The sequence below is a fragment of the Streptomyces sp. CA-250714 genome (assembly GCF_050936705.1).
GTDB lineage: Bacteria > Actinomycetota > Actinomycetes > Streptomycetales > Streptomycetaceae > Streptomyces.
Genome location: NZ_JBNJMI010000001.1, coordinates 2257908 through 2270095, shown reverse-complemented (window position 1 = coordinate 2270095; position 12188 = coordinate 2257908). Strand labels below are relative to the sequence as shown.

9 protein-coding genes are annotated in these 12188 nt (G+C 72.0%); all 9 read left to right on the top strand.

Annotated elements, in window-relative coordinates; all coding sequences use genetic code 11:
- Positions 1-100 precede the first annotated feature (100 nt).
- The 9 genes from rimP to ACQEU8_RS09800 all read left to right on the top strand — a co-directional run bounded on the left by rimP (position 101) and on the right by ACQEU8_RS09800 (position 12126).
- Positions 101-661: a ribosome maturation factor RimP gene (gene rimP / locus ACQEU8_RS09840; RefSeq protein WP_433098949.1), complete on the top strand. Its 561-nt coding sequence runs from the start codon at positions 101-103 to the stop codon at positions 659-661.
- Between the two features lie 2 nt (positions 662-663).
- On the top strand, positions 664-1686 hold the full coding sequence (gene nusA / locus ACQEU8_RS09835; RefSeq protein ID WP_433098947.1) for a transcription termination factor NusA: 1023 nt from the start codon (positions 664-666) through the stop codon (positions 1684-1686).
- A gap of 104 nt (positions 1687-1790) precedes the next feature.
- A complete protein-coding gene (locus tag ACQEU8_RS09830) occupies positions 1791-2078 on the top strand; it encodes a YlxR family protein (RefSeq protein ID WP_433098945.1) in 288 nt (95 codons plus the stop codon).
- Positions 2079-2232: 154 nt separating this feature from the next.
- Positions 2233-5286, top strand: coding sequence for a translation initiation factor IF-2 (gene infB, locus ACQEU8_RS09825; protein WP_433098943.1), 3054 nt, complete (start codon positions 2233-2235; stop codon positions 5284-5286).
- A 198-nt stretch (positions 5287-5484) separates the two neighbouring features.
- Positions 5485-5781 carry a DUF503 domain-containing protein gene (locus ACQEU8_RS09820; RefSeq protein ID WP_433098941.1) on the top strand — a complete coding sequence of 99 codons (297 nt, stop codon included), beginning with the start codon at positions 5485-5487 and terminating at the stop codon, positions 5779-5781.
- A 132-nt stretch (positions 5782-5913) separates the two neighbouring features.
- A complete protein-coding gene (rbfA, locus tag ACQEU8_RS09815; RefSeq protein ID WP_433098939.1) occupies positions 5914-6405 on the top strand; it encodes a 30S ribosome-binding factor RbfA in 492 nt (163 codons plus the stop codon).
- A gap of 4 nt (positions 6406-6409) precedes the next feature.
- Positions 6410-7336: a tRNA pseudouridine(55) synthase TruB gene (gene truB / locus ACQEU8_RS09810; protein ID WP_433098937.1), complete on the top strand. Its 927-nt coding sequence runs from the start codon at positions 6410-6412 to the stop codon at positions 7334-7336.
- Positions 7337-7645: 309 nt separating this feature from the next.
- Positions 7646-11029, top strand: coding sequence for a serine protease (locus ACQEU8_RS09805; protein WP_433098935.1), 3384 nt, complete (start codon positions 7646-7648; stop codon positions 11027-11029).
- Between the two features lie 152 nt (positions 11030-11181).
- The gene (locus ACQEU8_RS09800; protein ID WP_433098933.1) at positions 11182-12126 is read left to right on the top strand and encodes a bifunctional riboflavin kinase/FAD synthetase; all 945 of its coding nucleotides are present in this window, start codon (positions 11182-11184) and stop codon (positions 12124-12126) included.
- Positions 12127-12188 lie beyond the last annotated feature (62 nt).

Sequence of the window (12188 nt, the reverse complement as noted above, 5' to 3'; positions counted from 1 at the left end):
CCGGGTCGGCGCAGCCCGCCACAGGCGATAGGCTTGGTCGGCGACACGCCCCTGTCACAAGGCCCCCTACAACAGCACACGCGGCCGAGGAGTCACCCGGATGAGCACCACCCAGAGCGAGAGGCTGCGCGGACTGCTGGAACCGCTCGTCAGCAAGAGGGGGTTGGATCTCGAAGAGATCGAGGTGACCCCGGCCGGAAAGCGACGCGTGCTGCGTGTCGTCGTGGACGCTGATGACGGGGTCCAGCTGGACACCTGCGCGGAGCTGAGCCGCGCCTTCTCCGAAGTGCTCGACGAGAGCGACGCGATGGGTGGCGCCCCGTACGTGCTGGAGGTCACCTCCCCGGGGGCCGACCGCCCGCTGACCGAGCAGCGGCACTACCGCCGCGCCGTCGGGCGGCTCATCAAGGCCCAGCTCACCGAGGCGGCCGGCGGCGGCGAGCTGACCGCCCGCATCACCGCCGTCGACGACGAGGGCGTCGACCTGGAGGTGCCCGGGGTCAAGGGGCGCAAGCCCACCGCCCGCAGACTCGCCTTCGACGGGATCGCCAAGGCACGGGTGGAAATCGAATTCAACCGCAAGGCCGCGGAACAGCCGCGGCGCACCTCCGCGGCCGGCGACGCCGAAGCCGCCGGGAACGAGAACGAGGAGGAGGCGTAGCCGTGGACATCGACATGAGTGCCCTGCGCGGGCTGGTCAGGGAGAAGGAGATCTCCCTGGACCTGCTGGTCGAGGCGATCGAGTCGGCCCTCCTCATCGCGTACCACCGCACCGAGGGCAGCCGGCGGGATGCGCGCGTCGAGCTGAACCGGAAGACCGGTCACGTCACGGTGTGGGCCAAGGAGAGCCCCGACGAGCTCGAAGAGGGCGCGGAGCCGCGGGAGTTCGACGACACCCCGACCGGCTTCGGCCGGATCGCCGCGACGACGGCCAAGCAGGTCATCCTGCAACGGCTGCGGGACGCCGAGGAGGAGGTCACCTTCGGCGAGTACGCGGGCCGCGAGGGCGACGTCGTGGCGGGCGTCGTCCAGCAGGGCAAGGACCCCAAGAGCGTGCTGGTGGACATCGGCAAGCTGGAGGCCATTCTGCCGCCGCAGGAGCAGGTCCCCGGCGAGGACTACGCGCACGGCACCCGGCTGCGGACCTATGTCGTCCGCGTCGCCAAGGGTGTGCGCGGTCCTTCGGTGACGCTTTCGCGCACCCACCCCAACCTGGTCAAGAAGCTCTTCGAGCTGGAGGTCCCGGAGATCGCGGACGGCTCGGTGGAGATCTCGGCCATCGCCCGTGAGGCGGGCCATCGCACCAAGATCGCCGTACGGTCCACCCGCTCCGGGCTCAACGCCAAGGGCGCCTGCATCGGCCCGATGGGCGGCAGGGTGCGGAACGTCATGGCGGAGCTGCACGGCGAGAAGATCGACATCGTGGACTGGTCCGAGGACCCGGCCGAGCTGGTCGCCAACGCCCTCTCCCCGGCGCGGGTGAGCAAGGTGGAGATCATCGACCTGGCAGCCCGCTCCGCGCGGGTCACCGTGCCCGACTACCAGCTGTCACTGGCCATCGGCAAGGAAGGCCAGAACGCCCGGCTCGCCGCCCGGCTGACAGGCTGGCGTATCGACATCCGCCCGGACACCGCCGAGGCAGCCGGGGACGGCCAGTCCCAGGGCCGCTCCGCCGAGCAGGGCTGAGCCGTCACAGTACGCGGTCGGAGGTTTACGGCCCGGCCGCGAATGAGTAACGGGGCCCTTACCCCGCACGGGGTTTCGGGGCTTCGGGGAGGTAGACTTAGGCAGTGTCTGGCCGGACGCGTGGTCGGGCGTGCCCTCAGCGGACCTGCGTGGGCTGCCGGGAGCGCGCCGACAAGGATGTTCTGCTGCGAGTGGTGCATATCGGGGGCAGCCTGATCCCCGATCTTCGCGGTAGGCTGCCCGGTCGGGGTGCTTATGTGCACTCCGTTCCGTCCTGTCTCGAGCAGGCCGTCCGTCGCCGGGCATTCAACCGGGCCTTCAGGGGCCCGGGTCCGTTCGACCTCGCAGAGCTGCGGGAGCACGTGGAGCGGAACGCACAGCAAGCACCGTAAGAGAGCCCGTACGGAACCTCCGTGCGGGGAGAGGTACCTCGCGAGTGGGAAGTAGGTCGAGATTGCGATGAGCACTCGATGAGTACGCGATGAGTACGCCCATGCATCAGTAGCGAAGGTCCGGCGGACGATCCCCCGGGCCGTAAGGAGCGAAGTGGCTAAGGTCCGGGTATACGAACTCGCCAAGGAACTTGGAGTGGAGAGCAAGGTCGTCATGGCCAAGCTCCAGGAACTAGGCGAATTCGTCCGTTCGGCGTCCTCGACAATCGAGGCGCCGGTAGTCCGCAAACTGACAGACGCATTCGACGCGGGCTCCGGCGGTGGCGCCAAGAAGTCCGCAGCGAAGCCGGCGGCGCCGAAGAAGGCAGCCGCCAAGCCCGCCGCGCCCAAGCCGGGTGCGAGCGCGCCGAAGCCGGGAGCACCGAAGCCCGGTGCCCCCAAGCCGGGTCCCGAGGCCCCGGTGACCCCTGCCCCGAGCCCTGCACAGGGTGAGTCGGGCGCTGTCGAGACCCCCAGGTCCGGCGCCCCGAAGCCCGGTGCTCCCAAGCCGGGGCCCGCACAGCCCGCAGCGCCCGCGAAGCCGGACTTCCAGGCGCCGCCCGCAGCGCCGGGCGGCCCCAAGCCGAGCCAGGCACCGCGTCCCGGCGGCCAGGCTCCGAAGCCGGGCCAGGCACCCAGGCCGGGCGGCCAGGGCCGTCCGCAGGGCGGTGCCCCCAAGCCGGGTCAGCCCGCCAAGCCGGGTGCGCGTCCCTCCGGGCCGCGTCCGGGCAACAACCCCTTCACCTCCGGTGGCTCCACCGGTATGGCGCGCCCGCAGGCGCCCCGTACCGGCGGTGCCCCCAAGCCGGGCGCTCCGAAGCCTGGTGCTCCCAAGCCGGGCCAGGGTCCGGGCGGCGCCGGTCAGGCGGGTCCCCGTCCGCAGGCTCCGGGTGGCGGCCGTGCCACGCCGGGCAACATGCCCCGTCCGCAGGCCCCGCAGGGCGGCGGTCCGCGTCCGGGTGGCGGCGGCGGTAACCGTCCGAACCCGGGCATGATGCCGCAGCGTCCTGCCGCGGGCCCGCGTCCGGGTCCCGGCCGTGGCGGTCCCGGTGGCGGTGGCGGTGCCCGTCCGGGTGGCGCCGGTCGTCCCGGTGGCGGTGGCGGCGGCTTCGCCGGTCGTCCCGGTGGTGGCGGCGGTGGCCGTCCCGGCGGTGGCGGCGGCGGTGGTTTCGCCGGCCGTCCTGGCGGCGGTGGCCGTCCCGGTTTCGCCGGTCGTCCGGGTGGTCCCGGTGGCCGTGGCGGCACACAGGGCGCGTTCGGCCGTCCCGGCGGTCCGGCCCGTCGTGGCCGCAAGTCGAAGCGGCAGCGGCGCCAGGAGTACGAGCAGATGCAGGCGCCGTCCGTCGGCGGTGTGATGCTGCCGCGCGGCAAGGGCGAGACCGTCCGGCTGTCGCGTGGTGCCTCGCTCACGGACTTCGCGGAGAAGATCAACGCCAACCCGGCGTCGCTGGTCCAGGTGATGTTCAACCTGGGCGAGATGGTCACCGCGACCCAGTCGGTCTCCGACGAGACGCTGCACCTGCTCGGCGACGAGATGAACTACGTCGTCCAGATCGTCAGCCCGGAGGAGGAGGACCGCGAGCTTCTCGAGTCCTTCGACATCGAGTTCGGCGAGGACGAGGGCGGCGAGACGGCGCTCATGCCGCGTCCGCCGGTGGTGACCGTCATGGGTCACGTCGACCACGGTAAGACGAGGCTGCTGGACGCGATCCGGAAGACCAACGTCATCGAGGGCGAGGCCGGCGGCATCACCCAGCACATCGGCGCGTACCAGGCGTCGACCGAGGTGAACGACGAAGAGCGCAAGATCACCTTCATCGACACCCCTGGTCACGAGGCGTTCACCGCCATGCGTGCCCGCGGTGCCAAGTCGACCGACATCGCGATCCTGGTGGTCGCGGCGAACGACGGCGTGATGCCGCAGACCGTCGAGGCGCTCAACCACGCCAAGGCGGCTGACGTGCCGATCGTCGTCGCGGTCAACAAGATCGACGTCGAGGGCGCCGACCCGACCAAGGTCCGCGGCCAGCTGACCGAGTACGGGCTGGTGGCCGAGGAGTACGGCGGCGACACGATGTTCGTCGACATCTCCGCGCGCCAGGGCCTGAACATCGACGAGCTGCTGGAGGCCGTGGTCCTGACCGCGGACGCCTCGCTCGACCTGCGGGCCAACCCCGACCAGGACGCGCAGGGCATCGCGATCGAGGCCCACCTCGACCGCGGCCGCGGCGCCGTGGCGACCGTGCTGGTCCAGCGCGGCACGCTGCGGGTCGGCGACACCATGGTCGTGGGCGACGCCTACGGCCGGGTGCGCGCGATGCTCGACGACAAGGGCGAGAACATCAAGGAAGCGGGTCCCTCGACCCCCGTCCTGGTGCTCGGTCTCACCAATGTCCCGGGCGCCGGCGACAACTTCCTGGTGGTGGACGAGGACCGCACGGCACGGCAGATCGCCGAGAAGCGCGCGGCGCGCGAGCGCAACGCTGCCTTCGCCAAGCGGACCCGCCGCGTCTCCCTGGAGGACCTGGACAAGGTGCTCAAGGCGGGCGAGGTGCAGCAGCTCAACCTCATCATCAAGGGCGACGCGTCCGGTTCGGTCGAGGCCCTGGAGTCCTCGCTGCTCCAGCTCGACGTCGGCGAAGAGGTCGACCTGCGCATCCTGCACCGCGGCGTGGGTGCGGTCACCGAGACCGACATCGACCTGGCGACCGGCTCCGACGCCATCGTCATCGGCTTCAACGTCCGCGCCGAGGGGCGCGCGACGCAGCTGGCCGAGCGCGAGGGCGTGGACGTCCGCTACTACTCGGTGATCTACCAGGTCATCGAGGAGATCGAGGCGGCCCTCAAGGGCATGCTCAAGCCCGAGTACGAAGAGGTCGAGCTGGGTACGGCGGAGATCCGCGAGGTCTTCCGCTCCTCCAAGCTGGGCAACATCGCCGGTGTCATCATCCGCTCCGGCGAGGTGCGCAGGAACACCAAGGCCCGCGTCATCCGGGACGGCAAGGTCGTGGCGGAGAACCTCACCATCGAGGGCCTGCGCCGCTTCAAGGACGATGTCACCGAGATCCGCGAAGGCTTCGAGGGCGGTATCAACCTCGGAAACTTCAACGACATCAAGGTCGACGACGTCATCGCGACGTACGAGATGCGGGAGAAGCCGCGCGGCTGACCCTCATTGAGTACAGCCCGCGCGAAGCGCGGTCCATCAGGGGTGGTGGTCGGGCGACGGGCGGGCCGGGGCCGACCGGCGGAGGATATTTCCGTCGATCGGCCCCGGCCGTTGCGTGTACGGTGCCAGTGACTCCTACGCCCCCAGCCACCGCTGGGCGGCGACCCAAGGCCCCACGGGTGGCATGACCCGCACTGTATGTACGTAGGGACGCTGTCCTTCGATCTGCTTCTCGGCGACGTGCGGTCGCTCAAGGAGAAGCGCTCCGTCGTCCGCCCCATCGTCGCCGAGCTGCAACGCAAGTACGCGGTCAGCGTGGCGGAGACGGGCCAACAGGACCTCTACCGCAGAGTCCACATCGGCCTGGCGGCGGTGTCCGGGGACGCGGGGCACCTCAGCGACGTGCTGGACCGCTGCGAACGGCTGGTCGCCGCGCGTCCTGAGGTGGAACTGCTGTCCGTGCGGCGGCGGTTCCACGGCGACGACGATGAATAGACGCACTGCTGCGACGAACGCAACAGTGACACGAACACAGCAGCGACAGCAGCGCAGCAGTGGCAGAAAAGCAGCAACGCAAAAACGCAGCAGCGCGCGTGAGCGCATGGCGCAGAGCAAGGAGACGGACCAGTGGCCGACAATGCGCGGGCGAAGAGGCTGGCGGACCTCATCCGTGAGGTGGTCGCCGAGAAGCTGCACCGGGGGATCAAGGACCCGCGGCTCGGCACCCATGTGACCGTCACGGACACCAGGGTCACCGGCGACCTGAGGGAAGCAACGGTCTTCTACACCGTCTACGGCGACGAGGAGGACCGCAAGGCCGCCGCCGCGGGTCTGGAGAGTGCCAAGGGCGTGCTCCGCTCCGCCGTGGGCTCGGCAGCCGGTATCAAGCACACGCCGAGCCTGACGTTCGTGGCGGACGCGCTGCCGGAGACGGCCAAGACCATCGACGAGGCGCTGGCCCGGGCCCGCGCCGCCGACGAGGAGGTCCGCAAGGCGTCCTCCGGTGCCGCGTACGCCGGTGAGCCCGACCCGTACCGCAAGCCGGGCGAGTCCGCCGTCGAGGACGCGGATGTCCCGGACGGCGCGGACGCTTCCGACGGCGAGGACGAGAGCGCCTGATTCCGTGGCACGTAAGAGAGACAGCGGCCCCGGCGGGCTGATCATCGTCGACAAGCCCGCCGGGTTCACCTCGCACGACGTCGTGGCCAAGCTGCGCGGTATGGCCCGCACCCGGCGCGTCGGACATGCGGGGACCCTCGATCCGATGGCGACCGGTGTGCTGGTCGTCGGCACCGAGCGGGCCACCAGGCTGCTCGGCCATCTCGCGCTGACGGAGAAGGAGTACGTCGCCACCGTCCGGCTCGGTCAGGAGACCGTGACGGAGGACGCCGAGGGCGAGATCACCGCCTCGCGGGGCGCCAAGGACCTGGAGCGGGAGCGGGTGGACGCCGCCGTGGCCGCGCTGACCGGTGAGATCTCGCAGATCCCGTCGGCCGTCAGCGCCGTCAAGGTGGACGGCAAGCGCGCTTACGCGCGGGTGCGCGAGGGCGAGGTGGTGGAGCTGGCCGCGCGGCCGGTCACCGTCTCCTCGTTCGCGGTGCACGACGTGCGGGAGGAGACGGCCGAGGACGGCACACCGGTCACCGATCTGCTGGTGTCGGTGGTGTGCTCGTCCGGCACCTATGTGCGCGCCCTCGCCCGTGATGTGGGCGCGGCACTGGGCACGGGCGGCCATCTGACCGCACTGCGGCGCACCCGGGTCGGCCCGTACGGGCTGGACGGCGCGCACACACTGGAGCAGTTGCAGCAGTTCGTTGACGCCGAAGAACCGCTGCCCGTCCTGCCGTTGGGCGAGGCGGCGGCCGCCGCGTTCGCCCGCTGGGACGTCGACGAGGAGCAGGCGCGCCGTATCGGGAACGGCGTCCAGCTGCGGATGCCGACGGATGTCGTCGGACCCGGCCCTGTGGCGGTCTTCGGACCCGGCGGGCGGTTCCTCGCGCTGGTGGAGGAGCAGGGCGGCAGGGCGAAGAGCCTCGCTGTCTTCGTGTGAGGGACGTCTGCTGTTCCATGGTTCCAAGGTTCCAAGGGAGGGGCTGGGGCCGTCTTCGTGTGGGTGACGGTCCCGGTGGCGTACGGCTGACTTCCGCGTTTCCCGGCGGGTGACGCACCCGGGATATCCCTGTACGCCGGTGCGTTCACCCGGGTGGCCAGGCGCTCGGGGTGAAGCGCGGGCGCGGGTGGGGGCGCGTTCGGCGCCGGGCCTGTTGCCGCTGATCAACGTCGCTCTACGGTCGACGCGGCGGTGTGGGCCAGCGCGGAGGTTCGAGTGATGTCGGCGGTGTGCGGGAGACCCACGCTGGTGCGCCTCCGCGATCTGGCGGGGCGGCCACGCGGCCTCGGCTTCGTCGCCGACGGCCTCGGCACCGTGGTGACCAGCCACGAAGCGGTGGACGGACTCGGCAGAGCTGTCCTGCACGCGGGAGAGAGCTCGCTCCTCGTGCCGAGCTGCGACATCACGCCACTGCCCGAGTCGAACCTGGCGCTGATCCGCACGGCGGGGCTGCACCTCGACCCACTGGTCATCGGCCGGGACCGCCCCTACCCGGGCACCCGGGCCGTGCTCCTGACCGAGGACGAGGCCCTCCCCGCCACCCTGACCGGTACCGTGCTGGCCACCTACACCTCGACCGCCCGCTATCACGCCTTGGAGCGGGTGCTCCAACTCGAACTTCCGGAGTCCGTCGGCGTTCCGCTGCGGCTGTGCCGGAAGGCTTCGGGTGCGCCCGTGCTGGACGCGGCGACCGGGGCCGTCCTCGGCGTCCTGGGCACCGCACTGCACGCGACGTCCGGGCGGTCCGGGCCGTTCGCGGTACCGCTGTACGCGGCGGGTGTGCCGGCGCCCGACGGTCCGCTGGGCGTACTGCTGCGGCGCAACGGCGCCGCCGCGCCCGGGTTCGGGCCCGATCTGAATCTGGCCGGGGTGCTGCGGCTGGCCGAGGCCTCGGTGGGGCCTGCGGTGGAGCGGTGTGCACATGCGGTCACCCGGCCCGAAGTCGCCGAACACTTCGATTTGTTCGCACACAGCGGGGCCTCTGTCATCGCTCTGGTGGGCGCTCCCGGTTCGGGCCGCACCACCGAGCTCGCGACTGTCGCGGCCCGCCGGGCGCGTGCGACGGCGCCCGCGCCGAGCGTCTGGCTGCGCGGCGCCGAGCTGCGTCCGCAGGACGCGGGGCTCCGGGAAGCGGTCGGGCGTGCGCTGGAAGCGTCTGACCGGGCCGTCGCGGATTCCCGTACGCAGGGCGGCGGCGCTGACCGCCCGGTCGATCCCGATGTGGTCGCGCGCCTCGCGTGCGCTGCCGGGCGGCCGCTGCTCGTCCTGCTGGACGCGCCGGAGGAGATGCCGCCCGACTGTGCGCGCACGCTGCGGCAGTGGACCGTCCGCACGGCGAGCTGGCTGCGGGCCACCGGTGCGCGGCTGGCGGTCGCGTGCCGGCCCGAGTACTGGGAGCGGGCGGCCGCGCTCTTCCCCGACGACATGCTCTACGCGCTCGCCGGGACCAACGGCAGCGTGCGAGTTGGCGATCTGCCGCCCCGGCAGGCAACACGGGCGCAAGCCGCCTACGGCCTGCCGGACGGTGCCCTGGCCCCCGGTGACGCCGGGCACCCGCTGGCGATGCGGATGCTCGCCCAGGTGCGCGCCGCGCAGGGTGCTCTGTGCGGGCGAGAGGTACGGCGGGCGCGGTGCGGGCGGGAGGCGGATCCGGCGGACGGGGTGAACCCGGCGGATGCGGCGGACGGGGCGGGCGAGGCGGCCGAGGCGGAGGAGCCGGGCCCGGAGGAGCCCGCCCCCGCCCGGCACGAGATCTTCTCCGCTTTCCTCGACCTGCTGTGTCTGCGTATCGCCCAGCGCCTCACCTCCCGCAGCCAGGAGGAACGGAACGCTGGATCACCGCGGGCGCGGCGGGCGGCAGGCACAGCGGCCGGTGGCGAAACCGGGGACCTGGGTGCCGTACGGCGTCTCGCTGCCCGCGTCGCCGGACGGCTGCACGAGGCCGCGCGCCGCTGTCTCGGCTCCGGACAGGGCGAGTTGAGCCCCGCAGCGTTCGACGAGCTCTTTCCCTGGTGTGACGGCTGGGCCTCCGCCGTACTGGCAGAGGGCGCGCTGGCCCCGGCGGGCGAGGGCTACAGATTCGTGGACGAGGAGCTCTCGGACTGGCTGCAGGGCAACCATCTCGACCTCGACGTGGCGTTGGACGCACTGGTGCCGCGGAACCGGACCGGAGACGATCCGCTTCCGGTGCCCCGCCATCGCGCCGGACCTGTCGTGCAGGCGCTGCTGCTGTGCGACCGACGCGACGGGGCGGAGATCCTCACCCCGCGGCTACGACGGCTGGTCGACGCCCTGGGCGAGGCACTGGATCACGGCGCGTCGCACAGCGAGACCGGGTGGTGGGCTGTGCACCTGTTGCGCGAGACGCTGCCGCGGATGCCGGACGCGCGCCCGTATACGTACGTGCTGCGTGGCCTGGCCGCGCGGGTGGCGGAGCGGCCGGAAAGCGCCATGCTGCGGGACGCCTTCGGGCCCTGCTTCTGGCGCGGGCTCCCCCTGGAAGCGGCCGAGAAGGCGGAACTGCTGCGACATCTGCTGCCGGCCGACACTCCCGCGGACCGGCCGTGCGAACGGGGCCGCTATCTGGACGTACTCGAGGAACTGCTGACTGCCGAACCCCGCACCGTGCAGCCGTTGTTGTGCGAGTGGTTCAGCGACCTGCGGCCCCTACGGCGACGTACCGATGCGGACAGCCGGACAGTGCCCACTGTTGCCACCGCCGCGCAGGCACTGCTGTACACTCACCGGCACCTCGCCGTGGACCGACTGGCCGACGCCCTCGTGGACGCCGCCCACCCGCGCGCCGACGAACTCCTCGCCGAGCTGCTGCGCGATGAGCTCCCCGCCATGTGCCGAGCTGTCGAACGGTGGGCACACGACACCCGCGCCGACGGGCGCGGGGCGGCCGCTGCCGTCTACGGGGTGCGGGTGGCGCGCCGGGTGGCTGCCGACGCCGACCGCAAACTGCTGCGGTCAGCCGCCCTCGCACTGCTGCACCGCCCCACAGCCCGGGCACTGCACACGGCGGCCCTCGCCATCCTCGTACGCGACCCGCACAGCCGCTCCCGGCATATGACGGCTGCGCTGCGCCGCTTCACCGAGTCCGGCGACGCGGAACTGGTGGCGGCACTGGGCACCGCGGTGGGCACCCACCCTGAGCAGGTGTTCGCCGCCTTCCGGTCGCTGCTCTCCGGGCCGGCCGACCCGGAAGCACAGTCGCAGGCCGTACGGGCGCTCGCACGGCTGCGTATCCCTGCGCTGGCCCGGCCTGCTGCTGCGCTCGTACGCGAGCACGCCGTGCTCCGCCCCTGGCGAGCCCGGGACGACGTCGCCGCCTTTGTGGGACACCGCCTGCGCCACGGCCCGGGTGCCCGCGCTGTGCTGCGTCCCCTGGTGGCGGAGCTGCTGCGCGAACAGGAGCCCGCCTTCCGGGCGCCCCTGGCCCGGGTGCTCGGCGCGGGGGAGGGACCGCTGCGCGATGAACTGCTGGACCTCCTGCCCACCCACGAGCGCGACCCGTCCGTTCGGGAGGCCGCCGTCAGTGACTGGGTGGCGCGGGAGCCGGAGGCGTGCACGGCGGTGGTGGGGCCACGCGCCCGCCGCGTGTACGACATGCTGGACGAACGCGTCTGACGTCGCGGTCGGCGCCAGCCCCGCCGCCCGGCGCCCGGAGGTGGGTCCGTGCGGGCCGGGACGCCGGGGCATGGCACCCTTGGACCGGCGAGACCCGTCATCATCACCATCGGCACAGGCACTGGCGAACTAGGTAGCGACGAGGAGCAGACGTGCAGCGCTGGCGTGGCTTGGAGGACATCCCCGAGGGCTGGGGGCGCAGCGTCGTCACCATCGGCTCGTACGACGGGGTGCACCGGGGGCACCAGCTCATCATCGGCAAGGCGGTGGAGCGCGCCAGGGAGCTCGGTGTCCCCGCCGTCGTCGTCACGTTCGACCCGCATCCCAGCGAGGTCGTCCGGCCGGGCAGTCATCCCCCACTGCTCGCACCGCACCACCGGCGTGCCGAACTCATGGGCGAACTGGGCGTGGACGCCGTTCTCGTACTGCCCTTCACCTCCGAGTTCTCCAAGCTGTCGCCCGCCGACTTCGTGGTGAAGGTCCTTGTCGACAAGCTGCACGCACGCAGCGTCGTCGAAGGTCCCAACTTCCGCTTCGGCCACAAGGCGGCAGGCACCGTCGAGTCCCTCGCCGAGCTGGGGGAGACGTACGACTACGACGTGCTCGTCGTCGATCTGGTCGAGCGGGCGGAGAGCGGCGAGCCGTTCTCCTCCACGATGGCGCGCCGACTGGTGGCCGAGGGCGATGTACGTGGCGCGAGCGAGGTTCTCGGCCGTCCGCACCGTGTCGAGGGCATCGTGGTGCGCGGAGCGCAGCGCGGCCGCGAGCTCGGCTTCCCCACGGCGAACGTCGACACCCTGCCGCACACCGCCGTCCCCGCCGACGGCGTGTACGCGGGCCTGCTGACGGCGGAGGGCGAGGCGATGCCCGCCGCGCTCTCCGTCGGCACGAACCCCCAGTTCAACGGCACCGAGCGCACCGTCGAGGCGCACGTCATCGACCGCTTCGACCTGGATCTGTACGGGCTGCACGTGGCCGTGGACTTCATGGAGTACATCCGCGGGCAGGAGAAGTTCGACACTCTCGACGCGCTGAAGGCCCGGATGGCACAGGACGTCGAGGAGACCCGGCGTCTGGTTGTGCAGACGGAGGGCTGAGCGAGGCCGGCCCGAGCGGTCGGCCCGGCCCCGGCAGACCGGGCGGGCAGCCGAGCAGGAGC

What these genes read in the sequence shown, in the direction of transcription:
- ACQEU8_RS09820 (WP_433098941.1), top strand. Translation starts at nt 5,485, where the DNA reads ATGTACGTAGGGACGCTGTCCTTCGATCTGCTTCTCGGCGACGTGCGG.
- rimP (WP_433098949.1), top strand. Translation starts at nt 101, where the DNA reads ATGAGCACCACCCAGAGCGAGAGGCTGCGCGGACTGCTGGAACCGCTC.